The sequence below is a fragment of the Microbacterium sp. 22179 genome (assembly GCF_052045715.1).
In the GTDB taxonomy this organism is placed as follows: domain Bacteria; phylum Actinomycetota; class Actinomycetes; order Actinomycetales; family Microbacteriaceae; genus Microbacterium; species Microbacterium galbinum.
Genome location: NZ_JBQEPJ010000004.1, coordinates 39,557 through 65,908, shown reverse-complemented (window position 1 = coordinate 65,908; position 26,352 = coordinate 39,557). Strand labels below are relative to the sequence as shown.

Sequence of the window (26,352 nt, the reverse complement as noted above, 5' to 3'; positions counted from 1 at the left end):
CAGGTGGTGCACGGTTCTGCTCCCGCGCGTCAAGTCCCTTCATCTCCGAGGGAACCGCGCGCAGAGTGGCTCCATGTCCACCTCCACCGACCACCGCACCGAGCCCGAGCGCACGCCGGACGGCCACCACTTCGTGATCGACGGACGGCGTTGGCGGGCGACGGATCCGTCGATCCCCGACTCGTTCCGCCAGGAGCTGGTCGACGAACTGATGGCCGCGCGCCGCGCCGTGAAGGACGGGGAAGCGGATGCTCGGGGGCGCGTCCAGGACGCGAAGGTCGCTCTCGGAGAGCGCGGACACCCGTGGTGGGAGCAGCGAACCGGCAGCGGATTCGACGAGAGGATCGCCGCCGCCATCCGCACTCTCACGCGTCGACGGGAGGGGTCGTCGATCTGTCCGAGCGACGTCGCCCGCACCGTGGGAGGCGACACGTGGCGGGATTCGATGGACGACGTGCGCCGGATCGTTGGTGCCCTCGCGGCACAGGGCGACGTCGTCGTCACGCAGAAGGGCGAGCCCGTGCGCATCGATCACGCACGCGGACCGGTGCGCATCAGCGCCATTCGTAGGTGACGAGAGCCACGATCGCGCGCACGGCCGCGGGTGAGATATCGGGGTGCTCACGTGCCACGCGGGCGCCGACCACCCGTCCCCACTCCCCGAGATCGCGTGAATCCGGCCGCTCCGCGTCCGCTGCTCTCACAACCCTCAGAACCCGTTCCCGGAGCGAGACGTCGACGATGCGGTCGGGATGACGTCCGGGGATCGAGGCATCCGTATCCCAGCCGACGAAGGCGACGATCGCGTCGCTCAACGCATCATCCATCTCACTCGACCCGCTGGAGGGCGACGGCGTAGATGGTGGGGGCTCCGTCGAGATCGAGCGTCACGCTCATCCCGGTGCCGGTGGTGGTGAGGTCGAAGGCGATGGTGGCGTTCGTGCACTCGATCGGTTCGGTGCTCGGGTCGCTGTCGAGCTCTCCCGCCTGGAGGGTGATGGTGCCGTCACCGCGGCAGGCGATCTGCCCCTGGTACGTGGCTGCGGGCACCGACGAGAAGCTAGTCAGGTGGTGCGCGGAGGTGTGCTCACTCAGCCACCCCGAGAACGTACCGGTGCCCTGGGCGTCGTCGGCCCAGGTGATGGCGGTGTCCGCCCAGTCCTTGATGTCGTCGACGGGAATCGGCAGGAGGGCCGCGTCGGCGTCGGCATCCGCGGTCGGGGTGGGCGTCGGGGTGGGAGCGGGCGAAGCGGATGCCGAGGGCGCAGGCGTCTCGACATCCGTCGGCGCACCCGTGCACCCGGTGAGGGCGATGCCGACCGCCAGCACCGCCCCGATGGTGAGTCCTCGTCTGATGTCCATACGTCCCACGCTACGGAGGCCGACCCACGGGATCGAGTCGATCGCCCGCACTCGGAGGAGGTACGGAGGTTCGGTCCGACGCTCAGGGTGCGGGCGGAGGCGGGAAGAGCGGCGGCCGCGGGCGCGCCGGAGCGGGGTCGCCGTCGCGAGCGGCAGCCAGGTCGCGCACGTTCTTCTGCACCGCGACGACGGCGAAGAGACTCATCGCGAAGCCGATCCCGTAGAAGCCCTTCTCGGAGAGCAGCAGATCGGCGTTCCAGAGCCCCGCGGTCATGAGGATCAGCGAGGCGAGAAGCATGCTCCACGAGACGCCGAGGTAGACGCCCGTGACGGGGATCTCTTCGGCGCGGTCGCGCACCGCCTTCTGCACCGAGACGGCGGCGAAGACACCGAGAAGGAAGACGGCGAAGTAGAAGCCCTTCTCCGAGAGCAGCATGTGTGCGTTGTAGAGCCCGATGAAGAAGAGCGAGGCGCCGATTCCGAGTGCGACCCACGATGCCCCGACGAACGCGGCGGTCGGGCGCGCGGGCGCCGGTTGCTTCTGCTGTTCCATGAGAATCCCCCTCCGGTGATCGCCCGATACGCGGACGAGCCGCCCGCTCTGCACGGTCGGCACCCGAAGTCTTCCATGTGGAAATCCCTGATCAGAGGTTATCCACATGGAACATCGGTGTACTCAGAAACCGGCAGCAGACGCCCGAAAGTTCTTAACAGAGTTGTTAACACCTGTGGAAACGAGAAGGCCCCGCACTCGGCGGGGCCTTCTCGAACTGTCTCAACACAGTGTGGAGCCTAGGAGATTCGAACTCCTGACATCCTGCTTGCAAAGCAGGCGCTCTACCAACTGAGCTAAGGCCCCGAGGGGTATTTCTTGAGTTGATGTGTGGGCCCACCAGGACTTGAACCTGGGACCTCTTCATTATCAGTGAAGCGCTCTAACCACCTGAGCTATGGGCCCGTCAACCTCCGAAACTTTACCGGAGATTCGCCGAAACTCCCAATCGAGCGCGGGGACCCGGGCGAGTCCCCGCGCTCATGGGCGATCAGCGGCCCGGACGGATCGTCACGCCACCGGCCGAGAGCGAGACCTCGATGCTGCGTCGGGCGCTCGCGGACTGCTCGACCCGAGCATCGAGGGACCCGGCGTCGACGCTCTGGGTGATGTCGTACGCGACATCCGGCACCGTGAGATCGACCGAGCCCGCGCTCACCTCGACCGTCGTCCGCGTCGGGGCGGTTCCGGTCAATTCGACATTGAGTTCTCCGGCCGAGACGCTCAGCAACGCGTCGTCGACGTCGGCGAGGACGATGTCGGCACGGCCCGCGCTCATGTCGACCGCCAGCGCGGTCGCCGATCCGTCGACATCGAGCGCCCCCGCGCTCACGTCGATGTCGAGAGCACCGAAGTCACCGACGACGTCGAGGCTTCCGGCGTCGAGCGTCAGGTCGGCGTCGATCGCGTCGGTGCGGAGAGCCTCCGGCAGGGTCAGCACGGCGACCTCGCCCTCACGGCCCCAGTCGCCGAACCACCAGTCCCAGCGATTGTCGGGACTGCGCACCACCAGTTCGTCACCGTCACGCTCGATGGTCCAGTCCGGGCCACGGCGGTTCGAGATGGAGAGTTCCGCCTGATCGACGTCGCCGAACTCCAGACGCATGCTGCTGGCATCGGCGTCGACGGTGAGCGAGTCGATGCCGTCGACGTCGATGCCCTGCACGGTGTCACCACCCGCGTTGCTCGCGACACTGACGTTGCTCATCGCCCCGATCGCCGCCGTTCCCGCCGTACCGACGAGGGCGATTCCGCCGACCACCGCGGTGACGATCGCGATCGCGGTCACCCCGCCCGATCGTGCACCGGTACCGGCCGGCCCGCCGGACGCGGTCGGCGGAGGCGTGGGCGGAACGGATGCCGTCGGCTGGGGCGGCGCGGACGCCGGCGGGGGAGTGAGCGGGGTGTGTCCGCCCTGGGGGTCGTTCTGGTCGGTGCTCATCGCGCCGCTCCGTTCTGGGTGGCCGGCGGGATGGGACCGCCGGTGTTCTCGATGTGGGCGAGGGCGGCGAGCACGCGGCGGTTTCCCGACTCGTCCTGCTCGAACCCGAGTTTCTGGAAGATGGAGGTGATGTGCTTCTCGACGCTCGCCTCCGAGACGAAGAGGAGTCCGGCGATCGCCTGGTTCGACTTGCCCTCCGCGATCAACGCCAGCACGGTGCGTTCGCGCTCGGTGAGCCGCAGCATCCGATCGTCGCGATTGCGCCGCGTGAGCAGCTGCGCCACCACCTCGGGGTCGAGCACGGTCGCGCCCTCGGCGATGCGCTGCACCGACTGCAGGAACTCGGCGACATCGGCGACCCGGTCCTTGAGCAGGTAGCCCAGCGGGCCGCCCTGCGCGGCGATCAGGTCGGAGGCGTAGCGCTCCTCGACGTACTGCGAGAGCACGAGGAGGGCGAGCGACGGATGCGTCGACCGCAGTCCGAGCGCCGCACGGATGCCCTCGTCGGTGAACGTCGGGGGCAGGCGCACGTCGAGGATGCAGAGTTCCGGCTCCGTCGTGGCGACCGTCTCGGTGAGTCCCGCGGTGTCGGGGAGCGCCGCGACGACCTCATGGCCGGCGTCCTCGAGCAGACGCACGAGACCTTCGCGCAGCAGGACCGAGTCCTCGCAGATCAGGATGCGCATGGCACGTTCACCTCCAGGCTGGTCGGGCCGCCCTGCGGGCTCTCGAGGCGGAAGGTCCCTCCCGCGGCCAACACACGGTTGGCGATCCCGTCGAGTCCGCCACCGGGCTGCACCTGCGCGCCGCCCATGCCGTTGTCCTCGACGCGGGCCCAGAGCGTGTTGCCCTCGCGGATCCGCACCGTCACGCGCGCTTCGCTGGCCCGCGAGTGCTTCGCGGCGTTGGTCAGCGACTCGGCGATCGAGAAGTACACGGCCGCTTCCGCCTCACGACTGCAACGACCGTCCATGCGGACGTCGAGCGAGACCGGGATGTGCGAGCGACCGGCGAGTGCCGACAGGGCCGCGTCGAGTCCCCGGTCGTCGAGCACCGAGGCGTGGATGCCGCGGGCGAGCTGTCGGAGTTCGGTGATGGCGGCCTTCGTGGAGGTGTGCGCCTCGGCGATCAGTTCCTTCGCCGCATCGGGATCGGTCTCGATCTTCTGCTGGGCGAGCCCGAGCGTCATGCCGACCGAGACGAGTCGCGGCTGGACGCCGTCGTGCAGGTCGCGTTCGATGCGGGTGCGTTCGACGTCGGCGGCGCGCACGGCTCCCTCACGCTGCGCGGTGGTCGTGCGCACCTGCTCGGTGAGCTCGGCCTCACGGCTGCGCACCACGATCGCGAGCGACAGCGTGCGGTGGAGAAGGGCGAGACCGATCATGCCGGCGACCGATGCGGCGATCCCGAGGATGCCGACGAGCGGTGCCCAGGCGACGAGCAGTGCGCCACCGCCGAACGGGCCGACCACCGATTCCGCGGAGGTGAGGGGAGCGAACGAGATCACGACCGACCACGCGAACGCGGCGGCGAGACGCAGCACGATGAAGCCCAGCACCACGGCGATCGCGAAGTTCGCGAGCGCCCGCCACATGCGTCCGTCGATCGTCTGGCGGCCGAGAGCACGGAGCCACCCGCCGAAGCCGGGCCGTTCGCGCGGCCGCAGACGCAGCGGCGCGATCGGTGTGCGGTAGAGCGCGCTCACCCGGGCGACCTCGAACCAACCGACGCCGAAGAGCGCGTAGACCAGGCCGACGAGGAAGACCACGCCGATGCCGAAGGCGAAGAGCAGCCCGAGGCCGGTTCCGAGTATCCCGATGAGGGTCGCGTTGATGATGCCGCCGATGACGCCCACTCCGGCGAGATGCAGGATGGTGAGCGGGATCCTCAGCGGCGGCTTCACGGCCGCCGCCTGCGGCGGGGTCGCAGTCTGTGTCGTCATGATTCCAAGGTACGGGCGCGCAGATCGCGCCGACACCGAGGAACCCGGACACCTGTGTTCGGGTTTTCCCTACCCCCGTGAACGACGAAGGGGCGGATGCCGCAGCATCCGCCCCTCCATGAAGATCGGTCAGTTCGACATGAAGCCGACGAGCAGGCCGCCGGTGACCTTCACCGCGAGGTTGTAGATACCCGCGATCACGGCGCCGAGCACCGTGAAGACGATGAGGTTGAGGATCGCCACGACGGCAGCGAAGGCCATCACCTGCGGAAGTCCGACGACCTCGGTGAGCTTGAACGCGTTGTCGGTGATGCCCGCGAGGAACGAATCGGCCGTGGTCAGCACGTTCGTCGCCTGCAGCACGAGGTAGATCAGGAAGAACGACACCATCGTGACGACCGCGAGGGCCACAGCTCCGAGGAAGGAGAGCTTCACGGCCGACCAGAAGTCGACGTAGACCAGGCGCAGGCGAACCTGCTTGCCACCGGTCTTACGGGTGGATTTCTTCGCGAGCTTGTCGGCTACCGTGCTCATGCGTCCGTGCTCTCCTCGGGGGTCTCTGTCGTCTCGGTGACGTCTGCTGCGGCATCCGCCTCATCCGTGTCGTCTTCGTCGGAGAGGCCACGTTCGCCGTTGCGGGCGATCGCGAGGATCCGGTCGGCTTCCGTCGTCCGGGCGAACACCACTCCCATGGTGTCTCGGCCCTTGGCGGGCACCTCGGCCACGGCAGAGCGTACCACCTTGCCGCTGGACAGAACCACAAGGACCTCGTCGTCTGCGGAGACGATCAGACCACCCGCGAGAGTGCCTCGATCGTCGTGCAGCTTGGCCACCTTGATGCCGAATCCGCCGCGTCCCTGGACGCGGTACTCCTCGACGGCCGTGCGCTTCGCGTACCCGCCGTCGGTGACGACGAACACGAATCGGCCGGGGGCGGCGACGGATGCCGAGAGCAGACTGTCGCCCTCGCGGAACTTCATGCCCTTCACACCCGCGGTCGCTCGACCCATCGGACGCAGCGCCTCATCGGTGGCCTGGAAGCGCACCGACATGCCCTTGCGGCTGATGAGGAGGATGTCGTCCTCGGCATCGACCAGCAGAGCGCCGACCAGTGCATCGTCGTCGTTCAGGCGGATCGCGATGACGCCGCCCTGACGGTTGGTGTCGTACGCCTCGAGGCGGGTCTTCTTGACGAGACCGTTGTGCGTGGCGAGCACCAGGTACTCGGCGACCGCGTAGTCGCGGATGTCGAGGATCTGAGCGATGCTCTCGTCGGGCTGCATCGCCAGCAGGTTCGCGACGTGCGTGCCCTTCGCGTCGCGGCCGGCCTCGGGCACCTCGTAGGTCTTGGCGCGGTACACGCGACCCTTGTCCGTGAAGAACAGCAGCCAGTGGTGCGTCGTCGTGACGAAGAAATGCTCGACGATGTCATCCGCTCGCAGCTGGGCACCCTTGATGCCCTTTCCGCCGCGGTGCTGGGAGCGGTAGTTGTCGCTGCGCGTGCGCTTGATGTAGCCGTCGCGCGTGACGGTGACGACCATCTCCTCCTCGGCGATGAGGTCTTCCATCGAGACGTCGCCGTCGTAGCCGTGCAGGATGTGCGTGCGGCGCTCGTCACCGAACTTGTCGACGATGCCGGTGAGCTCTTCGCGGATGATCGTGCGCTGACGGCCCTCGTCGGCGAGGATCGCCTTGTAGTCGGTGATGAGCGCTTCGAGCTCGTTCGCCTGATCGATGATCTTCTGACGCTCGAGCGCGGCGAGGCGGCGCAGCTGCATCTGCAGGATCGCCTCGGCCTGGATCTCATCGATGTCGAGGAGCTTCTGGAGTCCCTCGTTCGCCTCCTGCGTGGTCTGCGACCGGCGGATGAGCGCGATGACCTCGTCGAGAGCGTCGAGCGCCTTCAGATATCCGCGCAGGATGTGCATCCGCTTCTCGGCCTCGTTGAGGCGGAACTGCGTGCGACGCACGATCACTTCGATCTGGTGCGCGATCCAGTGGCTGATGAAACCGTCGATCGCGAGGGTGCGGGGCACGCCGTCGACGATCGCGAGCATGTTCGCGCCGAAGTTCTCCTGCAGCTGCGTGTGCTTGTACAGGTTGTTGAGCACGACCTTGGCGACGGCATCGCGCTTGAGCACGACGACCAGTCGCTGACCCGTGCGGTCGGAGGACTCGTCGCGGATGTCGGCGATGCCCGTGATCTTGCCGTCGCGGGCGAGGTCGCCGATCTTGACCGCGACGTTGTCGGGGTTCACCTGATACGGCAGCTCGGTGATGACCAGGCAGGTACGACCCTGGATCTCCTCGACGTTGACGACGGCGCGCATCGTGATCGATCCGCGGCCGGTGCGGTACGCCTCGTGGATGCCCTTGGTGCCGAGGATCTGCGCTCCGGTCGGGAAGTCCGGGCCGGGAACGCGCTGGATCAGGCCGTCGAGCAGCTCTTCGCGGGTGATGCCGGGGTTGTCGAGGGCCCAGAGCGCGGCCTCCGACACCTCGCGCAGGTTGTGCGGCGGGATGTTCGTCGCCATACCGACCGCGATACCGACCGAGCCGTTGACGAGGAGGTTCGGGAACCGGGCCGGGAGGACCGTCGGCTCCTGGGTCTGACCGTCGTAGTTGTCGGTGAAGTCGACCGTGTCCTCTTCGATGTCGCGCACCATCTCGAGCGCGAGCGGGGCCATCTTGGTCTCGGTGTATCGCGGGGCGGCGGCTCCCATGTTGCCGGGCGACCCGAAGTTGCCCTGGCCGAGTGCCAGCGGGTACCGCAGCGACCACGGCTGCACGAGACGGACGAGGGCGTCGTAGATCGCCGAGTCGCCGTGCGGGTGGTACTGACCCATGACCTCGCCGACGACACGGGCGCACTTCGAGAACGACTTGTCGGGGCGGAAACCGCCGTCGTACATGCCGTAGATCACGCGGCGGTGCACCGGCTTGAGGCCGTCGCGCACATCCGGCAGCGCGCGGCCGACGATCACGGCCATCGCGTAGTCGAGGTAGCTGCGCTGCATCTCCGACTGCAGGTCGACCTGGTCGATCCGGCCGTGGTCGTGCTCGGGGACGGGGCGTTCTTCGTCAGTCATGTGGTTTTCGATTCCGGTCGTTCAGTCTTGTCGAAGCATCCGGGACCCTTCGACAAGCTCAGGGACCCAGGGTGGCGTCAGATGTCGAGGAAGCGGACGTCCTTGGCGTTGCGCTGGATGAAGGTACGGCGCGATTCGACGTCCTCACCCATCAGCACGCTGAAGATCTCATCGGCGGCCGCGGCATCCTCGATCGTCACCTGACGGAGGGTGCGGGTGGAGTGATCCATCGTGGTCTCCCACAGCTCCTTGGCGTTCATCTCGCCGAGACCCTTGTAGCGCTGGATGCCCGCATCCTTCGGGATGCGCTTGCCGTTGTCGAGGCCGTACTTGAGCAGCGCGTCGCGCTCGTCATCGCTGAACACGTACTCGTGCGGCGAGTTCGACCACTTCAGGCGGTACAGCGGCGGCATCGCGAGGTACACGAAGCCGGCCTCGATGAGTCCGCGCATGTAGCGGAACAGCAGGGTGAGCAGCAGCGTCGTGATGTGCTGGCCGTCGACGTCGGCATCCGCCATCAGGACGATCTTGTGATAGCGGGCCTTCTCGATGTCGAAGTCCTCGCCGATGCCCGTGCCGAAGGCCTGGATCATCGCCTGGACCTCTTTGTTGCCGAGGGCCTTGTCGAGGCGCGCGCGCTCGACGTTCAGGATCTTGCCGCGGAGCGCCAGGATCGCCTGCGTGTGCGGGTCGCGACCCTGCACCGCGGAACCGCCGGCCGAGTCACCCTCGACGAGGAAGATCTCGCTGATCGACGGGTCCTTGCTCGTGCAGTCCTTGAGCTTGTCGGGCATCGCGGCCGACTCGAAGACGCTCTTGCGACGCGCGGTCTCCCGCGCCTTTCGAGCCGCCAGGCGCGCGGTCGCCGCATCGATCGCCTTGCGGATGACGTTCTTCGCCTGGCTCGGATTGCGCTCGAACCAGTCGCCGAGCTGATCGCCGACGACCTTCTGCACGAACGCCTTCGCCTCGGTGTTGCCGAGCTTGGTCTTGGTCTGTCCCTCGAACTGGGGCTCGCCGAGCTTGATCGAGATGACGGCGGTCAGTCCCTCGCGCACGTCATCGCCCGAGAGGTTGTCGTCCTTCTCCTTGAGCAGGTTGTTCGCGCGCGCGTACTTGTTGACCAGGGTCGTCAGTGCGGCGCGGAAGCCCTCTTCGTGCGTTCCACCCTCGTGCGTGTTGATGGTGTTCGCGTAGGTGAAGACGTTCTCGGTGTACGAGGTGGTCCACTGCATCGCGACCTCGAGCGAGATCTTGCGCTCGGTGTCCTCGGACTCGAACGCGATGATCTCCTCGGTGACGACCTCGGCGTGACGCACCTTGTTGAGGTACTCGACGTAGTCGACGAGTCCGCGCTCGTAGAAGAAGACGTCGCCGGGCTGCTTCTCGATCGTCTGCCCGTTCTCCTCGATCTCGTAGGTCGAGGACGGACGCTCGTCGCTCAGCTCGATGCGGAGTCCCTTGTTGAGGAACGCCATCTGCTGGAAGCGCGTGCGCAGGGTGTCGTAGTCGTACTCGGTCGTCTCGGTGAAGATCGATCCGTCGGCCCAGAAGGTGATCGCGGTTCCGGTCTCGTCGGTCGCCTCGCCCTTCTCGAGCTGCTGCTGCGGGGCGCCGCCGTCGGCGAAGCTGTGCCGCCAGACGAAGCCCTTCTGCTTGACCTCGACCTCGAAGCGCGTCGACAGCGCGTTCACGACCGAGGAGCCGACGCCGTGCAGACCGCCCGAGACGGCGTAGGCGCCGCCGCCGAACTTGCCACCGGCGTGCAGGATCGTGAGCACGACCTCGACGGTCGACTTGGTCGGGTCGGAGGAGTGCGGATCGACGGGAATGCCGCGGCCGTTGTCGACCACGCGCACGCCGCCGTCGGCGAGGAGGGTCACCAGGATCGTGTCGGCGTAGCCGGCCAACGCCTCATCGACCGAGTTGTCGACGATCTCGTAGACCAGGTGGTGCAGACCGCGCGGACCGGTGGACCCGATGTACATGCCGGGGCGCTTGCGCACGGCCTCGAGGCCCTCGAGGATCTGGATCGAGTCGGCCCCGTATTCGGGGAGGTCGCCCGCGGGTGCGTTCGATGTTCCTCCGGTCGCACCCGTCGAAGGGTCGGGGGTTCCCCCGGTGGTCGATTCGGACTCGTCGGCGGGGGATTCAGGCGTCATCAGAAGACATTCTCCACATCGATATTGCGAACTCCCAGTCTAGCCGGGTTTTCTCTCGAAATATCGCTCAACGGCCGCGTGTGGGCCTCTGAGAGGTTTTACCCCCTTGCATGGTGCCCTACCCGTAGGTATCGCGCGGGCCCCGCCCTGGAACGACTCTGGGACCCCATTTCCAGGAGGGGACGTCCGGTCCGATGAAGCGGAGGTTCTCGACGCCGGCATCCGGATACCGTCGTCCGATCTCGGTGAGGATGGTCGCCCGCATGTACTGCAGGTTCTTCGCCCACGCGGTGGAATCACACTTCACCGTCAGCAGCCCTCGCTCCAGCGAGACCGGTTCCGAGTGCTTCGCGGTATCGGCACCGGCGAGATCGGCCCATTGCCGCACCAGGTCCTCCCGGGCGAGGGTGATCTGCCAACCGGAGTCGCGGCTGAGCTTGTCGAGCACGGCGCCGAGGGCACCGGGGTCGCGGCCGGGAGCGAACGGGGCGTTCTCGTCGTCGATCGAGACGCGCTTCTTCTTGCGCCAGTTCTTGGCGCTGGGCTTAAGTCCCCGCAGACGCAGATAGGTCGCCACCGTCTCGGGCGCTTCGGGGGCCGGTGCCTCGGATGCCGGAACGGATGCCGGATTCACGATGTCGTTCATTCGTCGCCCCCCGACCGCTCGTCGCTGATGGTTCCCGCGGTGATCCGCACGACGTGCGCATGCAGCACCTCGGGGATATCCTCCTCCACGGCCGCGGTCACCACCACCTGCTCGTAGCCCGCGGTGAGCGCAGCGAGCCGCTGACGACGATCGGCGTCGAGCTCGGCGAAGACGTCGTCGAGGATCAGCACCGGGTCGCCGGCCGGGGATTCGCTGCGCAGCAGCTCGGCCGAGGCGAGACGCAGCGCGAGCGCGACGGACCAGGATTCGCCGTGCGAGGCGTAGCCCTTCACCGGGAGCGAGCGGACGCGCAGCACCAGATCGTCTCGGTGCGGACCCGTCAGCGTCAGTCCCCGGTCGAGCTCGTTCGAGCGCTTCGACGCGAGCGACGCGCGGAACTGCTCGGCGACGGCCGCCGGCGTCACGGCATCCTCGGACGCGGTGGCGGCATCGTCTTCGTCTTCTTCGGGATCCCCGCCGCGGATCGACAGCGCCCACTCGAGCTGGGGTCGATGATCGGCGCCCGCGATCGCGGCGTACGCATCGGCGACCGGCTGCTGCAGGTCGTTGGCCAGGCGCTGGCGCGCGACGATGATCTCGGAGCCGAGCGCGACCAGCTTGTCGTCCCAGACGTCGAGAGTGCTCAGTCCCTCACCCCGGATGCCGCGGGCCCGGGCCGACTTCAGCAGCGCGTTGCGCTGCTTGAGCACACGGTCGTAGTCCGCGAGCACGGCGGCGAGGCGAGGCGTGCGCTGGATGAGCAGCTGGTCGACGAAACGGCGGCGCGACGACGGGTCGCCACGCACGATCTGAAGATCCTCCGGGGCGAAGAGCACGACGTGCGCGTAACGCGGCAGCTCATTGGTCTTCGACGGGGATCCGTTGATGCGCGCCTTGTTCGAGCCCTGCCGATTCACCTGGACCTCGGCGAGCACCTTGCGCTCCCCGTGCGAGAGTCGCGCGCGGATGATCGCGAACTCCTGTCCGTCGCGCACCATGGGGGCGTCGGACGAGACCCGGTGCGAGCCCAGGGTGGCGAGGAAGACCACGGCTTCGGCGAGATTCGTCTTTCCCTGCCCGTTCCGGCCGACCAGGACGTTCGGTCCGCGGTGCAGAGCGAGTTCGGCGGTCGCGTAATTGCGGAAATCCACCAGACTCAGATGCTCCACGATCACGGAGTCAGCCTACCTTCGGGGTCGGACATCTTCCCCGGCGGAGCCGGACCGGCGACTGCCCGAGCTGTTCGAGCAGTCGCCGGTCGTGGATCACGGCAGCGGGCCGTAGAGCGACGGCGCCGTGCGGGCATCCGTCGCCTGCTCGAACGCGTACGCCAGACCGAGGAGGGTTCCCTCGTCGAAGTCGCGTCCGAGGAACTCGAGGTTCACGCCGCTGCCGGGCAGCGTCTCACCCGCGATCGTCTGCCCCATCGGCACGGTGACCGACGGCATCCCGGTGTTCGGGCTCAGCCGCATGTTGGTCCCCTGGGTCCCGTAGGCGTTCGTGCTCGGATAGACGATCGCGTCGAGGTCGAGATCCTCCATCATCTGCGTCACGAGCGTCTTGCCGGCCGCGAGCTGCACGGTGTGCGTACCGGTCTCGCCCGCCCAGCCCTCGTAGGTCGCCTCCGTGACCGCATTGCGCGCCACGTAGATCGACCGCCGCGAGGTGACGAAGCTGTTCGTCGCGAGGATGTCGGTCAGAGTGCGCGCCTCGACATCGGGGCCGAGATGCGTGGCGATGTACTCGTCGAGATCGTGGAGGAACTCGTTCGTCGACCCGGAGCCCTCGTTCAGCACGGCGGAGAACCCGGACGGAGGAGTGATCGGCACCACGGTCGCGCCCTGCGCGGTCAGCGCTGCGGTCGCCTCGGAGAAGAGTCGCACGGTGCCGGCGTTGGTTCCCACCATCGACGAGACGTAGCCGATCCGCGCGCCCTGGAGCGCATCCGTGTCGAGGAACGACGTGTACGACTCGGGCACGAGGCCCTCCTGTCGTGCGGTGACGGGATCGGCGTCATCGACTCCCACGACCGCGTCGAGAGCGACGGCGGCATCGATGACGGAACGAGCCATCGGCCCACCGGTGTCCTGCGAGAGGGCCAGCGGGATGATGCCGTCGCGGCTGGCCAGACCCACCGTCGGGCGGACACCCACGAGCTGGTTGTACGACGACGGGACACGGATCGACCCGCCCGTGTCGGTGCCGAAGCCGATGCCGGCGAGGTTCGCGGAGATCGCCGCTCCCGTGCCACCGCTGGATCCGCCCGCCGTCCGCGTCGTGTCGTACGGGCTCGCCACGAGTGACGTCGCTCCTGGCTCCTGGAACGAGGAGAACTCCGAGACGAATCCGTACGCGAACTCGTCGAGGCTGGCCTTCGCGAGGATCACGGCGCCGTCGCTGCGGAGTCCGCTGACCATCGACGCGTCGGTCGCGGTCTGGTTCTCGTTCCAGCAGGCGCATCCACCGGTGGTGACCATGTCGACCGTGTCGTAGTTGTCCTTCAACGCGATCGGCACGCCCAGCAGCATGCTCGTCATGCCGTCGGATGCACGGATCTCGTCGGCCGCAGCCGCATCGGCGAGGGCCTTCTGGTTCACCGTGATGATCGAGTTGAGCGGACGGCTTCCGCCGGGCACGACCGTGCGGTCGTACGCGGCGATCCGGTCGAGGTATTCCTGGGTGATGCTCTGGGAGGTCGCGACTCCCGCATTCATCGCGGCCTGCATGTCGATCACGGATGCTTCGACGAGCTCGAAGGGACCGTCGTCGTAGATGATCCGCTGCGAGAGGTCGGCGAGATCGAGGATCGTGAGCTCGCCGTCGGCATCGGTATCGAGGACGGCCACTCGAGACCAGTCCGGCGACGACGCCGTGAGACCGAGGGATTCGGCGGCGACGGACAGATCCGCGGCCGTCACCATCTCGTCACCGGTCACGTCGAGCTCGCTGTAGTACGGCGGGAGGCTGACGGTGGCCGGTGCCGCCGCCGTCGCTGCTCCGCTCGCCATCCCGGCCGCGACGATCGTGGAACCCACGACCGAGACGGCGGCGACGATCCGCAGGGTGGTCTTCTTCACAGTGGTGTCTCTCCTGGTTCTCGGCTTCTCTGCTCGGGTGTCGTGCGCGGTCATCGGGTCCTCCGTCGAACGGCGATGACGGTTCCCGCCGCGATGGCGGCGATGGCTCCCGCACCGAGGATCAGCCAGGGTGCGGCATCCGCGCCCGTGACGGCGAGCGAGCCGTCCGTCGTCGTGCCCGATCCGGAACCGGAACCGGAACCGGAACCCGAACCCGATCCGGTGTCGGGATCGCCGCCATCGGAGCCACCATCGGAGCCTCCGTCACCGGGCCCCGGCTCGGTGTCCTCATCGGCGGTGATCTCCACCGTCGTCGACGTGCCCGGCGCATCGGAATCGACCGTCGACGATGCGGTGCTCGAGTCGACGATGCGTCCGTTGGCGATGTCGAGCGAGGCGTCGCCCGCCTCGAGTGCGGTGAAGGTGAGTGTGACCAGGGTCTGCGTGCCGGTCAGACCGGGGGAGGTGCCGAGCCGGGTCGCGGCGACCGCGATCTCACTGCCCGAGTCGGTTGCCGATCCGAAGCCGCCGGTCGGGAGGATCTCGCTGTCGGCGACGAACGCGAGCAGGTCGGGGTCGTAGGCGATGTCGAGCTCGTACGCGTAGGCGTCGACCAGGCCGGTGAACACCGCGCTGACGGTGATCGTGTCACCGACGGACACCGACGTCGGTGCGGCGGTCAGGGTGGCGGTTTCGTAGGAGTCGGGCACCACCACGGCCGAGGCGGGTGATGCCGCACCGAACGCGAGCAGCGTCGCGGCCGTGAATGCGACGCCGGATGCGAGCGCTCGCAACCGGCGGAATCGGGCAGGGGGGATCTCGGGCATGCGGAGCGTCTTTCGTCTGGAGAGACGAGCTCGGCTGCACGGCTACGCGGAGCAGCCGTGCTCAGGGGTACGGCTGACTCTCGCAGTCGGGTGTTTCGCATTCTGAGCGCTGCGGTTTCCGGCGCGTAACGGCCGGATCCGGGGCTCAGCGCAGGGGGCTCAGCGCAGCAGGAGGTTCGGCTGCAGGAGGTACTTGAACGAGTCGAGACCGGCCTGGTCGACCGAGGTCTGACTCGTGATCAGCACCGGGCTGAGCTTGTTGGCGTTGTCGCTCGAGGTGAACGTGACGCGCACGAACTCGCTCTTCACGGCACCGAGCGCCTCGATCAGGTACTGCGGGTTGAGGCCGAGCACGACCTCTTCGCCACCGGAGAGGATCGCGTCGACCGACTCGGAGGCGCGAGCGTGCTCACTGCCCGAGGCATCCATCGTCACGCTGTCGCTCGAGAACGTGAACCGCAGCGGAGCCGCGCGATCGAGCACGAGGGCGACACGACGCACGGCCTCGATGAGGTCGGCGGTGTTGACGACCGCGTAGTGGTCGGTCTGCTCGGGGAACAGGCGGCGCACGGGCGGGAAGTTGCCCTTGATCAGCAACGAGGTCACGGTCTTGTTCCCCGCGGTGAACGCGATGATCTCGCGATCGCCGGCACCCGAGAACGCGATCTGGATGGTTCCGGCGTGGCCGAAGGTCTTCCCGACCTCGACGAGCGTGCGGGCGGGGACGAGTGCGGTCTGATCCCCAGCGGATTCGCCGTCCCACGGCACGTCACGGAGCGATACGCGGTAGCGGTCGGTCGCGACGAGACTCAGACTCTGGCCCGATACCTCGAGCTGCACACCCGTGAGCACCGGGGTGACGTCGTCACGCGAAGCGGCGAAGCCGACCTGGGCGATCGCGGTACCGAAGTCGTCCGCCGGGACGACACCCGAGGAGCCGGCGACCTCGGGGATCGACGGGTACTCCTCGACGGGCATGGCCGCGAGGGTGAATCGGGCGGATCCGCAGGTGACCGTGATGCCGCCGTCTTCCTCGACCGCGATCTCGATGGGAGCGTTCGGCAGACGGCTGGCGATGTCGGAGAGCAGACGTCCGTGCACGAGGATCGTGCCGGGGGTGTCGACGGTGGCCTCGATCGTGGTGCGGGCGGATGCCTCGTAGTCGAAGGCCGAGAGGGTCAGACCTGAACCGTCCGCCTCGATCAGCACTCCGGCGAGAATCGGCTGCGGGTTGCGCTGCGGCAGCAGCTTGACGACGAACGACACTGCCTCGCTGAAGACATCGCGGTTGACCTGAAACCTCACGGGTGCTCCCTTGTCGTCGATCTAGGACGGTGTCGTCGGTACTGCTGCGAGGTGGGCCCACCGCAGGGCTTCCCATGCTAGCCCCACAGTCCTTCGGATCCCTACGCCGACGGGAATCTGTCGTTCGGGGTGGTTCTCCCCACCGTCTGGTGATCGGATCGCGCCTTAACCGGGTTAACTCCTTAACGGTGTTAACAGCTGTGGATACTGTGGATAACTCGGTGGATAGTAGTCGCGAGTAGGGAACTACACGCTTGTCAGTTGTGGAATCCCTGAGGAAACCGCGGGTTCGAGGCATCCGACCGTCCGATCCCTCCCCCGGAGTTATCCACAGGTTTGGGTCTTCGGACCTCATTCATCCCGATGTGATTCACAACCATCCACAAGTTATCCACATGTGCATAGAGGCATTTATCGGATACCGCGGATCGTCGTCAAGTCCGAAAAAAGGGGGACACGAACCGCGAACGGATGCCGTATCCCCCTTGTCGAGGCGCTGACTGCGGTACGAGCGGTTAGCGTCGACCGAGCTGCGTGGTGATCTCGGTCACCTGGTTGTAGATGGAGCGACGCTCCTTCATGAGGTCGCTGATCTTCTTGTACGCGTACATCACCGTGGTGTGGTCGCGGTTGCCGAACAGCTGACCGATCTTCGGCAGCGAGAGACTCGTGCGCTCCCGGCAGAGGTACATGGCGATCTGACGCGCCGTCGCGATCTGCTGCGAGCGGCTCGATCCGTACAGGTCGTCGACCGTGAGCTTGAAGTACTGAGCGGTCGCCGTGATGATGTCGGTCGGCGAGATGATGTTGTCCTCCGCCGTGTCGACGATGTCTCGCAGTACGGTCTGGGCGAGGGAGATGTCGAGCGCCGAGCGGTTCAGGCTCGCGAAGGCCGAGACGCGGATGAGTGCGCCCTCGAGTTCGCGGATGTTCGACGACACCACGGTCGCGATGTACTCGAGCACCTCGTCGGGGATGTGGAGGGCCTCGCTCTGCGCCTTCTTGCGCAGGATGGCGATACGCGTCTCGAGGTCGGGCGCCTGCACGTCGGTGATCAGACCCCACTCGAACCGGCTGCGCATGCGGTCCTCGAAGCCGGTGAGGTGCTTCGGCGCGACATCGCTCGTGATCACGACCTGCTTGTTGTGGTCGTGAAGGGTGTTGAAGGTGTGGAAGAACGCTTCCTGCGTCTCGGCGCGACCCTGCAGGAACTGGATGTCGTCGATGAGCAGGATGTCGACCTCGCGGTAGCGCGCCTGGAACGCAGCGCCGCGGTTGTTCGCGATCGAGTTGATGAAGTCGTTCGTGAACTCCTCGCTCGAGACGTAGCGCACCTTGACCCCGGCATAGAGGGATTGTGCGTAGTCGCCGATCGCGTGGAGGAGGTGGGTCTTGCCCAGCCCCGAGTCGCCGTAGATGAAGAGCGGGTTGTACGCCTTGGCCGGCGCTTCGGCCACGGCGACGGCCGCCGCGTGCGCGAAACGGTTGGACTGGCCGATGACGAAGTTGTCGAACGTGTACTTGGGGTTGAGGCGCGACTCGTGGCGCAGCGGGGTGGGCTGCTCCATCGGGGACTCGACGCGCACGTTCTCCTGTCGCCCGAAGTCGGCGACGGCGATGGGGGCGGTGGGCTGCTCGGCGAGCTCGTGGTTCACCACGACGCGGAAAGAGGTGACCTCTTCACCGATGTGGGTGAGGGCCTCCATGATCGGCAGCCGCAGACGCTTGTTGATCTGTGCGGCGGTGAGGTCGTTGGGCACCTCGAGGTAGAGGGTTGCCGACATGACCCCTGCCGGGACGGCGAGACTCAGGAAGCCCTGCAGCTGCGGCGTGACCCGATCGTCATCGACCAGCAACTCCTGCACCGTGGTCCAGATCGGGACGTCGGGCTGGGCAGGTGAGGACATGACGCTCCGGGCGGGGATCGGTGAGGGGCTGCGAGACGCGGGTCGCCCCTGTGGATAACTACGGATGCCAACGGTAGTCATCGCAGCCGGGAACGGCAACCTGCCCTGGAAAATCAACGCGCGTGTTGTGCCACGCCCGGCGTTCGAGGTTGTGGATAATGGCTGTGCGGTACTCACCGACCCACCGCGGCGAAGCGCGCAGATTTGCTCTGTGCGCCGCCGCGACGTACCCTTAGTCGGTTGACTTATGCCTTTTCGGCAGTTCCCAAAATTGTCTCCGGTCGCAGTGAATCCGGTGGCAGCATTCCCGGAGTGATCTTATGAGCAAGCGCACCTTCCAGCCCAACAACCGTCGTCGCGCCAAGAAGCACGGCTTCCGCGCCCGTATGCGTACCCGTGCGGGTCGTGGCATCCTCGCCGCGCGTCGTGCGAAGGGCCGCACCGAGCTCTCCGCGTAATCCGCTGTGCTCGCCCGCGCCTATCGGCTGACCCGCGGGAGCGACTACCGGTTGGTCGTTCGTCGCGGTTCACGCTGTGGCGGGGCGCGCGTCATCACCTCGATGATGACGACGGATGAGAGCAGGGCCGCGCGTTTCGGCTTCATCATCAGCAAGCAGGTCGGCGGGGCGGTGGTTCGAAACACCGTCCGGCGTCGACTCAAAGCTGTGTGCGCCGAAGCGCTGTCGCGCGTACCCCAGGGCACGGATGTCGTCATCCGTGCCCTTCCGTCGTCCGCGACCGCGACCTACGCCGAGCTCCAGGCTGATGTCGAGCGCTGCTTCTCCCGACTCGCACCGACGGACGCGCGATGACCGCGCTGCCGGCATCCTCCATCGGGACGGGACACCTGCACACGGGTGACCTGATGCGCAGCATCCCGTTGATCCCGCGCAATCTCGTGCTCGGGTTCCTCACCGGGTACCGCAAGGTGATCTCCCCGATGTACGGAGATGTCTGTGCGTACTACCCGTCCTGTTCGGCTTACGCTGTAGGTGCGGTGCAACAGCACGGTGCCGTGCGGGGAACACTGCTCTCGGCATGGCGCATCCTCCGTTGCAATCCCTGGACCCGCGGGGGCGTCGACGACGTGAAACCGCACGAACACTTCCGCCACGACCTGACCGCCCATGGTTTCGTCGTTCCCGCTCGAAAGGACTGACCGGTGGGTCTCGACCTTCTGCTCGCCAGCGTCTCACCGTCGCCGGCCCCCTCCTCCGGAGGTTTCGATCTGATCGGAACCATCCTCTGGCCGCTCAAGTGGCTGGTCGAGCTGGTGCTCGTCGCCTGGCACTGGCTGTTGACCGCCGTCGGCCTGCCGGCAGCGTCGGGCATCACCTGGGTCCTGTCGATCGTCGGTCTCGTCATCGTGGTGCGTGCTGCTCTGATCCCGCTCTTCGTGAAGCAGATCAAGAGCCAGCGAAAGATGATGGAAATCGCTCCTGAACTGCGGAAAGTCCAGGAGAAGTACAAGGGCAAGCGCGACCAGCTCAGCCGTGAGGCCATGAGTCGCGAGACCATGGCGCTGTACAAGAAGCACGGCACGACGCCGATGTCGAGCTGTCTCCCGCTCCTCGTGCAGATGCCGGTCTTCTTCTCGCTCTTCAGCGTGCTCAGCGATGTCACCAAGCACCACGCGGCCGGTATCGGCGGTGTGGGCCTGCTCAACGCCGAGCTCACCGAGCAGTTCTACGACGCCAAGCTTTTCGGTGTCGCCTCGCTGCATGAGACGCTCGGCAACGCGATCGACGCCGGTAACACCACGGCGATCATCATCCTGGTCACGCTCGTCGTGCTCATGATCGGTTCGCAGTTCTTCACCCAGCTGCAGATCATCTCGAAGAACCTGTCGCCCGAGGCCAAGACGGGCCAGGCGTACCAGATGCAGAAGATCATGCTCTACGTGCTCCCGCTGGGCTTCATCTTCTCGGGTATCTTCTTCCCGCTCGGCGTCGTCGTGTACTGGTTCATCTCGAACCTGTGGACGATGGGGCAGCAGTTCCTCGTCATCCGCGAGATGCCGACGCCCGGATCCGAAGCAGCCAAGGCGCGCGAGGAGCGGCTCGCTCGCAAGGGCAAGGCGATCGATTCGTCGGGCAAGGTCGTTCCGATGGCCGCTTACGAGGCCGAGCAGAAGCGTCTGTTCGATGAGGCGGAGAAGGCCAAGGCCGAAGCCCCGAAGCGTCAGCAGCCGGTGGGCAAGAAGCGCGCGAAGAAGAAGGGCTCCTGATGAGCGAGAGCGTGACCGAGAACGTCGAGCCCACGGTGGCCGAGCTCGAGAACGAGGGCGACATCGCCGCGGACTACCTCGAAGAACTGCTCGACATCGCCGACATCGACGGCGACCTGAATCTCGATGTTCGTCAGGGACGTGCGTACGTCTCGGTCGAGGCGGAGGGCGACGGGCTCACCCTCCTGTCGGCTCCCGACACGGTTCAGGCATTGCAGGAGCTCACGCGCCTCGCCGTGCAGAGCAAGACCGGATCATTCTCCCGCCTCATCCTCGACATCGGCGGTTCGCGCGACGCGCGTCGTCGTCAGCTCGAGACGCTGGTGGATGCCGCTGCAGCGAAGCTCGACGAGGGTGCGTCTCAGGCGTCGCTGCCCTCGATGTCCAGCTACGAGCGGAAGCTCGTGCATGACATCGCGGCGGAACGCGGACTCGTCTCCGAGTCGTACGGCGAGGGTGCGGACCGTCACACGGTTCTGCGCCGTCGCTGACATCGAACGATCGATGTCGGATGTGCTCGGCATGAGTGGGCTCGAGGCAGAACCGGCCGTTGCGGCCACGCTGTTCGGTGATCGGATCGACACCGCACGTGCCTTCACCGACGCGCTCGCCCGTGAGGGAGAGCAGCGTGGTCTGATCGGCCCGTTGGAATTGCCGCGACTGTGGACGCGTCACATTCTGAACAGTGCGATCGCGGCACCTCTGTTCCACGGCCGAGTCGCCGACATCGGCTCTGGCGCGGGACTTCCGGGGCTGGTGCTGGCGATCGCCCGACCGGATGTGCACTGGACCCTCATCGAGCCCATGGAACGACGCGTGACGTGGCTGACCGAGCAGGTCGACGAGCTCGGCCTCGAGAACGTGGAGATCCTGCGCGCTCGTGCCGAGGATGTGGGTCGACCCGGCGCCTTCGACGTGGTCACCGCGCGTGCCGTCAGCGCTCTGCGCACATTGCTTCCTCTCACTGCCCCGCTCGTGCGCGATGGGGGAGAGGTGACTCTCCTCAAGGGGATGAACGCGGCGAACGAGATCGATGCCGCGCAGAAGCAGATCAAGAAGTACAAGCTCAGCGACGTGCGGGTCGAGGTGCTCGGTGAGGGAGTTCTCCCGGAGATCACCCGCGTCATCCGGGCCGTCGTACGCGCCTGAGTGCGGATGTTTCACGTGAAACGTCGCATCGTTTAGGGATGCTCAGGCCGGAGGTCGACGATGTTTCACGTGAAACGTTGCTCGGATTCGCTTGGGATCGGGCCGTTCGCGGTCGGGAGGGTATGGACATGGACTGGACGTTGCGCACGAGCACGCTGGCCGATGCGGCGTGGATGGCCGAGCTGCGCGCCGTGGTCATGCGTCCGGATCTCGAGCGCCTCGACAGGTATGACTCGAGTTGGGTGCGTGAACGCTTCCTGAGGGCCTTCGTGGCGGAGAACACCTGGGTCATCGTCCTCGACGGGCACGACGTAGGATCTGTTGCCGTTCGCGAGGAGTCGGATGCCGTATGGATCGAGCACTTCTATCTGGAACCGAACGTGCAGGGCAAGGGTGTGGGGACTGCGGTGCTCACTCACCTCCTCGAGAAGCATGGCACCGGGCTTCCCTTCCGCCTGAACGTGCTGCAGGGGAGTGCCGCTCGGCGCCTCTACGAGCGTCATGGGTTCAGGCTCGAGAGGGAGGATGCCGTGGACGTCTTCATGGTTCGTGGGGGAGTGGAGTCCTCGTAGTTCTGCTGTTTCACGTGAAACACCGGTGACTGCTTTCGTGCGTTTCTTGTGGGTGTGGAGGCGGCGTACTCCCTTCGCTCGCAGAGCGGGGACCCTCCCGCTTCGCGGGCCCCTCCCGATGCTCACTCCCGGGAGTACGCCCCCTCCACACAGTGGCTTGTAGGCCTGTGCGAGCAGGGAGGACCGGGCGCTGACGGCCTCTGGTCATCGGTGTTTCACGTGAAACATCGTTCTCGATGAAGATCGTCGTCTCCGCTGCGAAGACGTTGGGAGTGGCAGGGGTGGTCGGTTGGGTTGCGGCTCTTGAGTACTTCTCGCTCGTTTGAGGAGTGCTTGAGGAGTTGCTGCCTCGCGAGCTCGTGACGATGCTCAGGTGAGGGAGCGCACTAAGGTCGCTCAATCTGGTGCAGCAGCGAGCGGAGCGCGAGTGCGCTGAGCGGCTGCTGGTGTCGGGTGGCTCTGTTTCACGTGAAACATCTCTATAGAGAGCCCGATCAGAGGGTTCGACGTAGCTGGTACGCAGTGGTGGTCTCTCCCTCGCTTGTGACTTCGTTCGCTTCTTCTTGTTCATGTGGTCCGCTCGCGCAGTGATAGCGGGGATCGCCGGCCCGCGGTTCGCGCGACGTTGGGTCCTGGAGCACCTAGTTGCCTCTGCAGTCCACATCACCTGTTGTTCCGCGGTGCGCCGTCCTGGGGACTCTTAGGGCGATGTTCCACGTGAAACATGTGCTGATGCGGCCGGGATAGCGACGACCAGTGGACGGAGTGTGGGGGAGGTGCGGGGACCGGTGGCGCTCGTTTCAGACCTTCGCCTTGCTTCCCATCGCCTTGCGCCGCGCCACTTCGCGCTCCCGCCCCTCCCCTCGTAGGAGAGCTCGGTGAACCGGAAAGAAACGCGGCAAGCCGGCAAGAAACGAGGCATTGGGATGCGAGGCGAGGCAAAGCGGGATGACGCGAAGCGGGATCGCTCAAAGCAAGACGCAGCGAGGCGAAGCGGGATGAGGGGGGACACCGGGGGGACGCGGGGGACGCGGGGAAGGGCACGGCGGGAGGCGGCGGGGCGGCGGTACGGCACGGGCGGACGGGACGGGGCGGGATGGGGTGGGGCGGGCGCCGCGTTGCGGGATAGCGCTGCCTTCTGGGGGAGTGCCCCACTTCCGTTCGGCGGAAGCAGTCGGTGATGATCAAAAGCTTGAAGCGCGGCAGCTTGGGCCCATCTGAACTTGTTTCACGTGAATCATACGATTCCTCATCGCCGAGACGGCGGCCGAGGATTGGCGAGGAGCGCGGGGAACGTGGCGAGGAGTGCGGAGCACGTGGCGAGAGAAGCGGGGAGCGTGGCGAGGGGAGGGGGGAGAGGGAGGTACTGCGCGGGGGTGCGTAGCTGACTGTTCCTCGCTGGCGGTCCTTCGTCTCGCTTCGCTCGCTCAGGGACCGTGGGTTTCGCCCACCCCGGGCCCGCTAGACACTCATCCCCCTGTGTTTCACGTGAAACGTGCATTCAGCCGCGGCGGCTAACAGTGCGCCTGTGCGACTCTGAGCAGTCAGGAACCTGCGGAGTCGTCCTCCAGTGAGTATCCGTCTGCGGCCACAGGAGGCCAGCCGGGCCGTACGGCCAAGGTCCGGCACGCGCCTGGCAGAGGTCACGTCGATGGCAGCCGGCTCTGGTTGCGAGGTCGCGTACTCATAGAGACGCAGGCGCGGCACATCGCGCAGGCTGCAACGCGGAGACCAGACCTACGCCTCTCGACGCTCCCTCTGGAGCCGACATGTTTCACGTGAAACGCTGAGAAGGATACGGACACCAACCACCCTTGGTTGAGGCAAAGGAGCCGTGTGGAGGTGAAGTACTCCCGGGAGTGAGCATCGGGAGGGGCCCGCGAAGCGGGAGGGTCCCCGTTCTGCGAACGAAGGGAGCGCTTCACCTCCACACCCCCAGGGACCACTGCACCCCACACCCCAGAGAACACCCAGGGAACCCGAGATACAACCCTCGACAGCCCGAAGAACTCCACCCTCGGCGTTCCGACGTCGGTCCAAGCGATTAGAGTGGAACGCGGCCCCGAAAGGAGTGGATGTTTCACGTGAAACAGTCCGAAAAGGCATCCCCGAGTGAATCATTCGGGATGGATACACCGCTCGCGCGGGAGCTCGCCGACCTGTCAGCTCGACGTCGTGCTCTGGAGTCCACGAAGGTGGATTTCTCCGGAGAGACGCGGGTGATGACGGTCTCCAACCAGAAGGGTGGGGTCGGTAAGACCACGACCGCGGTGAACGTAGCTTCGGCCCTCGCCGGACTGGGGGCGAAGGTCCTCGTGATCGACCTCGATCCGCAGGGAAATGCGTCGACGGCGCTCGGAGTCCCGCACAATGCGGAGACCGCGAGCATCTACGACGTCCTGATCGAGGGCACGCCCCTCGCGGAGATCGTTCAGCAGAGCCCCGAGGACGAGAACCTCTTCTGCGCGCCGAGCACGATTCACCTCGCCGGCGCCGAGATCGAGCTCGTGGCGCAGGTAGCACGCGAGCATCGACTGCGCACAGCACTCGACGAGTACCTCAAGAGCACGCCGATGGACTTCGTGATCATCGACTGCCCGCCGTCGCTCGGTCTCCTCACGATCAATGCGTTCACCGCGGCATCCGAGGTGTTCATTCCCATTCAGTGCGAGTACTACGCGCTGGAGGGTCTGAGCCAACTTCTCGGCAGCATCCAGATGATCCAGAAGCACCTGAACCCGGGTCTGCACCTCTCGACGATCCTGTTGACGATGTACGACGGCCGTACCCGCCTGGCGCAGCAGGTGGCCGAAGAGGTGCGCGGTCATTTCCCCGAGCAGGTGCTCGAGACGATGATCCCGCGGTCGGTGCGCGTGTCGGAAGCCCCGAGTTTCGGCCAGACGGTGATCGCCTACGACGGTCAGTCCGCCGGCGCGATCGCGTACCGTGAGGCCGCTGTCGAAATCGCGTCGCGTGCGGCGCAGAGCAAGGAGAAATGATGGCGAAGCGCACTGGTCTGGGCCGCGGAATCGGCGCACTCATCCCCACGGCCGACCAGACGGAGCGTCCGGTCGACGTGTTCTTCCCCGGCGCGAGCATCCGTCCGTCGGAGTCGACGACCACGGCCGAGGCACCCGCCGAGGATGCGGATGCCGTCGACCTCACCGTCGTGCCGGGAATCCATCTCGTTCAGGTCGACCCGAACAAGATCGTCGCCAACCCGCGCCAGCCGCGCACCCACTTCGACGCCGATGATCTCGCCGAGCTGGTGCACAGCGTGCGGGAGTTCGGCGTGCTGCAGCCCGTCGTCGTGCGCACCAACTCCGAGGGCGACTACGAGCTGATCATGGGGGAGCGGCGCACGCGCGCCGCTCGGGAGGCCGGCCTCACCGCCATCCCCGCGATCGTGCGCGAGACCGCCGATGAGGATCTCCTGCGCGACGCGCTGCTCGAGAACCTCCACCGTTCCGAGCTCAACCCTCTGGAAGAGGCGTCCGCCTACCAGCAGCTGCTCGAGGACTTCGGCATCACGCAGGAGGAACTCGCGACGCGCATCGGTCGTTCCCGCCCTCAGATCAGCAACACGATCCGTCTGCTCAAGCTGCCGGTGCCCGTGCAGCAGCGTGTCGCGGCCGGCGTGCTGACCGCGGGCCACGCTCGCGCGATCCTCAGCCTCGAGACGCCCGAATCGATGCAGCGCCTCGCCGACAAGGTCGTGAACGAAGACCTCTCGGTGCGCGCGACCGAGGAGGCCGCGAAGACGCAGTGGAGCAGTGGCACCAAGACGACGAAGGCGACGCCGGGAGCGCGCCGCGCCTACCTCGACGAGGTCGCCGGCAAGCTCGGGGATCGCCTCAACACGCGGGTCAAGATCTCCCTCGGTTCGCGCAAAGGCCAGGTCACGATCGATTTCGCTTCGATCCAGGATCTCAATCGCATCCTCGGTGAGCTCGGAGAGGAGAGCTACGGCAACTGAGCCGGATCCACCGCAGAGAATCGCGTCCGACCCCCTGAATCACGGGGAGTCGGGCGTTTTTCTCGTCAACGGCCCTCGATGTCAAGCACCGCCGCGAGATTCTCCGGGGTTCTAGAC

Annotated in this window: 24 protein-coding genes, 2 tRNA genes and 1 pseudogene; 10 read left to right on the top strand and 17 right to left on the bottom strand. The window is 66.5% G+C overall.

Annotated features, from left to right (window positions below; genetic code table 11):
• The first annotated feature begins 73 nt into the window (after window positions 1-73).
• Window positions 74-574, top strand: a complete 501-nt coding sequence (locus tag ACTJKK_RS10210) for a DUF3253 domain-containing protein (protein ID WP_440747900.1) — start codon at window positions 74-76, stop codon at window positions 572-574.
• Here the strand turns inward: ACTJKK_RS10210 and ACTJKK_RS10205 are convergent.
• From ACTJKK_RS10205 to dnaA, 17 genes and pseudogenes are all read right to left on the bottom strand, one after another.
• Window positions 555-827, bottom strand: coding sequence for a hypothetical protein (locus tag ACTJKK_RS10205; RefSeq protein WP_440747899.1), 273 nt, complete (start codon window positions 825-827; stop codon window positions 555-557). The two genes, ACTJKK_RS10210 and ACTJKK_RS10205, sit on opposite strands and share 20 nt — an antisense overlap.
• Before the next feature lies 1 nt (window position 828).
• A complete protein-coding gene (locus ACTJKK_RS10200; RefSeq protein ID WP_440747898.1) occupies window positions 829-1,362 on the bottom strand; it encodes a hypothetical protein in 534 nt (177 codons plus the stop codon).
• Between the two features lie 82 nt (window positions 1,363-1,444).
• The gene (yiaA, locus tag ACTJKK_RS10195) at window positions 1,445-1,915 is read right to left on the bottom strand and encodes an inner membrane protein YiaA (protein ID WP_440747897.1); all 471 of its coding nucleotides are present in this window, start codon (window positions 1,913-1,915) and stop codon (window positions 1,445-1,447) included.
• Between the two features lie 233 nt (window positions 1,916-2,148).
• Window positions 2,149-2,221 (bottom strand) — tRNA-Ala (locus ACTJKK_RS10190).
• Window positions 2,222-2,246: 25 nt separating this feature from the next.
• Window positions 2,247-2,320 (bottom strand) — tRNA-Ile (locus ACTJKK_RS10185).
• An 85-nt stretch (window positions 2,321-2,405) separates the two neighbouring features.
• Window positions 2,406-3,356, bottom strand: coding sequence for a hypothetical protein (locus ACTJKK_RS10180; RefSeq protein WP_440747896.1), 951 nt, complete (start codon window positions 3,354-3,356; stop codon window positions 2,406-2,408).
• On the bottom strand, window positions 3,353-4,042 hold the full coding sequence (locus ACTJKK_RS10175) for a LuxR C-terminal-related transcriptional regulator (RefSeq protein WP_440747895.1): 690 nt from the start codon (window positions 4,040-4,042) through the stop codon (window positions 3,353-3,355). Before ACTJKK_RS10175 ends, ACTJKK_RS10180 begins: the two co-directional genes overlap by 4 nt.
• Entirely contained in the window at window positions 4,030-5,298 is a 1,269-nt protein-coding gene (locus ACTJKK_RS10170; protein WP_440747894.1) for a histidine kinase, read from the bottom strand. Before ACTJKK_RS10170 ends, ACTJKK_RS10175 begins: the two co-directional genes overlap by 13 nt.
• A gap of 129 nt (window positions 5,299-5,427) precedes the next feature.
• Window positions 5,428-5,832, bottom strand: coding sequence for a DUF3566 domain-containing protein (locus ACTJKK_RS10165; protein ID WP_247624045.1), 405 nt, complete (start codon window positions 5,830-5,832; stop codon window positions 5,428-5,430).
• Complete coding sequence (gene gyrA, locus ACTJKK_RS10160) at window positions 5,829-8,387, bottom strand: DNA gyrase subunit A (protein WP_247624046.1); 2,559 nt, start codon at window positions 8,385-8,387, stop codon at window positions 5,829-5,831. Before gyrA ends, ACTJKK_RS10165 begins: the two co-directional genes overlap by 4 nt.
• Before the next feature lie 77 nt (window positions 8,388-8,464).
• Window positions 8,465-10,549 (bottom strand): DNA topoisomerase (ATP-hydrolyzing) subunit B, encoded by a 2,085-nt coding sequence (gyrB, locus tag ACTJKK_RS10155; protein WP_247957262.1) that lies wholly within the window; start codon window positions 10,547-10,549, stop codon window positions 8,465-8,467.
• A gap of 118 nt (window positions 10,550-10,667) precedes the next feature.
• Window positions 10,668-11,195: a DUF721 domain-containing protein gene (locus ACTJKK_RS10150; RefSeq protein WP_440747893.1), complete on the bottom strand. Its 528-nt coding sequence runs from the start codon at window positions 11,193-11,195 to the stop codon at window positions 10,668-10,670.
• A complete protein-coding gene (recF, locus tag ACTJKK_RS10145; RefSeq protein ID WP_404596974.1) occupies window positions 11,192-12,370 on the bottom strand; it encodes a DNA replication/repair protein RecF in 1,179 nt (392 codons plus the stop codon). Before recF ends, ACTJKK_RS10150 begins: the two co-directional genes overlap by 4 nt.
• Before the next feature lie 90 nt (window positions 12,371-12,460).
• The gene (locus ACTJKK_RS10140) at window positions 12,461-14,272 is read right to left on the bottom strand and encodes an amidase family protein (RefSeq protein ID WP_440747892.1); all 1,812 of its coding nucleotides are present in this window, start codon (window positions 14,270-14,272) and stop codon (window positions 12,461-12,463) included.
• 50 nt (window positions 14,273-14,322) lie between these two features.
• Window positions 14,323-15,099 carry a cohesin domain-containing protein gene (locus ACTJKK_RS10135; RefSeq protein ID WP_440747891.1) on the bottom strand — a complete coding sequence of 259 codons (777 nt, stop codon included), beginning with the start codon at window positions 15,097-15,099 and terminating at the stop codon, window positions 14,323-14,325.
• 159 nt (window positions 15,100-15,258) lie between these two features.
• Entirely contained in the window at window positions 15,259-16,404 is a 1,146-nt protein-coding gene (dnaN, locus tag ACTJKK_RS10130) for a DNA polymerase III subunit beta (RefSeq protein WP_247624052.1), read from the bottom strand.
• Between the two features lie 515 nt (window positions 16,405-16,919).
• Window positions 16,920-18,194: pseudogene (gene dnaA, locus ACTJKK_RS10125) on the bottom strand (chromosomal replication initiator protein DnaA); the annotation flags it as partial.
• A gap of 437 nt (window positions 18,195-18,631) precedes the next feature.
• Here dnaA and rpmH point away from each other — a divergent pair.
• The 9 genes from rpmH (at window position 18,632) to ACTJKK_RS10080 (ending at window position 26,235) form a co-directional block, all read left to right on the top strand.
• The gene (gene rpmH, locus ACTJKK_RS10120; protein WP_013584598.1) at window positions 18,632-18,769 is read left to right on the top strand and encodes a 50S ribosomal protein L34; all 138 of its coding nucleotides are present in this window, start codon (window positions 18,632-18,634) and stop codon (window positions 18,767-18,769) included.
• A 6-nt stretch (window positions 18,770-18,775) separates the two neighbouring features.
• Window positions 18,776-19,123 carry a ribonuclease P protein component gene (gene rnpA / locus ACTJKK_RS10115; protein WP_247624054.1) on the top strand — a complete coding sequence of 116 codons (348 nt, stop codon included), beginning with the start codon at window positions 18,776-18,778 and terminating at the stop codon, window positions 19,121-19,123.
• On the top strand, window positions 19,120-19,470 hold the full coding sequence (gene yidD, locus ACTJKK_RS10110) for a membrane protein insertion efficiency factor YidD (RefSeq protein ID WP_247624055.1): 351 nt from the start codon (window positions 19,120-19,122) through the stop codon (window positions 19,468-19,470). Before rnpA ends, yidD begins: the two co-directional genes overlap by 4 nt.
• Before the next feature lie 3 nt (window positions 19,471-19,473).
• Entirely contained in the window at window positions 19,474-20,538 is a 1,065-nt protein-coding gene (yidC, locus tag ACTJKK_RS10105) for a membrane protein insertase YidC (protein WP_440747890.1), read from the top strand.
• The gene (locus ACTJKK_RS10100; RefSeq protein WP_440747889.1) at window positions 20,538-21,029 is read left to right on the top strand and encodes a Jag family protein; all 492 of its coding nucleotides are present in this window, start codon (window positions 20,538-20,540) and stop codon (window positions 21,027-21,029) included. Before yidC ends, ACTJKK_RS10100 begins: the two co-directional genes overlap by 1 nt.
• Before the next feature lie 31 nt (window positions 21,030-21,060).
• A complete protein-coding gene (gene rsmG, locus ACTJKK_RS10095) occupies window positions 21,061-21,687 on the top strand; it encodes a 16S rRNA (guanine(527)-N(7))-methyltransferase RsmG (protein WP_440747888.1) in 627 nt (208 codons plus the stop codon).
• 128 nt (window positions 21,688-21,815) lie between these two features.
• Window positions 21,816-22,259 carry a GNAT family N-acetyltransferase gene (locus ACTJKK_RS10090; protein ID WP_440747887.1) on the top strand — a complete coding sequence of 148 codons (444 nt, stop codon included), beginning with the start codon at window positions 21,816-21,818 and terminating at the stop codon, window positions 22,257-22,259.
• Window positions 22,260-24,334: 2,075 nt separating this feature from the next.
• Complete coding sequence (locus ACTJKK_RS10085) at window positions 24,335-25,258, top strand: ParA family protein (protein WP_404596978.1); 924 nt, start codon at window positions 24,335-24,337, stop codon at window positions 25,256-25,258.
• Window positions 25,258-26,235, top strand: coding sequence for a ParB/RepB/Spo0J family partition protein (locus ACTJKK_RS10080; RefSeq protein ID WP_440747886.1), 978 nt, complete (start codon window positions 25,258-25,260; stop codon window positions 26,233-26,235). The genes ACTJKK_RS10085 and ACTJKK_RS10080 overlap by 1 nt, the downstream gene beginning before the upstream one ends.
• Window positions 26,236-26,352: the final 117 nt, after the last annotated feature.

What these genes read in the sequence shown, in the direction of transcription:
- ACTJKK_RS10210 (WP_440747900.1), top strand. Translation starts at nt 74, where the DNA reads ATGTCCACCTCCACCGACCACCGCACCGAGCCCGAGCGCACGCCGGAC.
- ACTJKK_RS10205 (WP_440747899.1), bottom strand. Translation starts at nt 827, where the DNA reads ATGGATGATGCGTTGAGCGACGCGATCGTCGCCTTCGTCGGCTGGGAT.
- ACTJKK_RS10200 (WP_440747898.1), bottom strand. Translation starts at nt 1,362, where the DNA reads ATGGACATCAGACGAGGACTCACCATCGGGGCGGTGCTGGCGGTCGGC.
- yiaA (WP_440747897.1), bottom strand. Translation starts at nt 1,915, where the DNA reads ATGGAACAGCAGAAGCAACCGGCGCCCGCGCGCCCGACCGCCGCGTTC.
- ACTJKK_RS10180 (WP_440747896.1), bottom strand. Translation starts at nt 3,356, where the DNA reads ATGAGCACCGACCAGAACGACCCCCAGGGCGGACACACCCCGCTCACT.
- ACTJKK_RS10175 (WP_440747895.1), bottom strand. Translation starts at nt 4,042, where the DNA reads ATGCGCATCCTGATCTGCGAGGACTCGGTCCTGCTGCGCGAAGGTCTC.
- ACTJKK_RS10170 (WP_440747894.1), bottom strand. Translation starts at nt 5,298, where the DNA reads ATGACGACACAGACTGCGACCCCGCCGCAGGCGGCGGCCGTGAAGCCG.
- ACTJKK_RS10165 (WP_247624045.1), bottom strand. Translation starts at nt 5,832, where the DNA reads ATGAGCACGGTAGCCGACAAGCTCGCGAAGAAATCCACCCGTAAGACC.
- gyrA (WP_247624046.1), bottom strand. Translation starts at nt 8,387, where the DNA reads ATGACTGACGAAGAACGCCCCGTCCCCGAGCACGACCACGGCCGGATC.
- gyrB (WP_247957262.1), bottom strand. Translation starts at nt 10,549, where the DNA reads ATGACGCCTGAATCCCCCGCCGACGAGTCCGAATCGACCACCGGGGGA.
- ACTJKK_RS10150 (WP_440747893.1), bottom strand. Translation starts at nt 11,195, where the DNA reads ATGAACGACATCGTGAATCCGGCATCCGTTCCGGCATCCGAGGCACCG.
- ACTJKK_RS10135 (WP_440747891.1), bottom strand. Translation starts at nt 15,099, where the DNA reads ATGCCCGAGATCCCCCCTGCCCGATTCCGCCGGTTGCGAGCGCTCGCA.
- rpmH (WP_013584598.1), top strand. Translation starts at nt 18,632, where the DNA reads ATGAGCAAGCGCACCTTCCAGCCCAACAACCGTCGTCGCGCCAAGAAG.
- yidD (WP_247624055.1), top strand. Translation starts at nt 19,120, where the DNA reads ATGACCGCGCTGCCGGCATCCTCCATCGGGACGGGACACCTGCACACG.
- ACTJKK_RS10100 (WP_440747889.1), top strand. Translation starts at nt 20,538, where the DNA reads ATGAGCGAGAGCGTGACCGAGAACGTCGAGCCCACGGTGGCCGAGCTC.
- rsmG (WP_440747888.1), top strand. Translation starts at nt 21,061, where the DNA reads ATGAGTGGGCTCGAGGCAGAACCGGCCGTTGCGGCCACGCTGTTCGGT.
- ACTJKK_RS10090 (WP_440747887.1), top strand. Translation starts at nt 21,816, where the DNA reads ATGGACTGGACGTTGCGCACGAGCACGCTGGCCGATGCGGCGTGGATG.
- ACTJKK_RS10085 (WP_404596978.1), top strand. Translation starts at nt 24,335, where the DNA reads ATGTTTCACGTGAAACAGTCCGAAAAGGCATCCCCGAGTGAATCATTC.
- ACTJKK_RS10080 (WP_440747886.1), top strand. Translation starts at nt 25,258, where the DNA reads ATGGCGAAGCGCACTGGTCTGGGCCGCGGAATCGGCGCACTCATCCCC.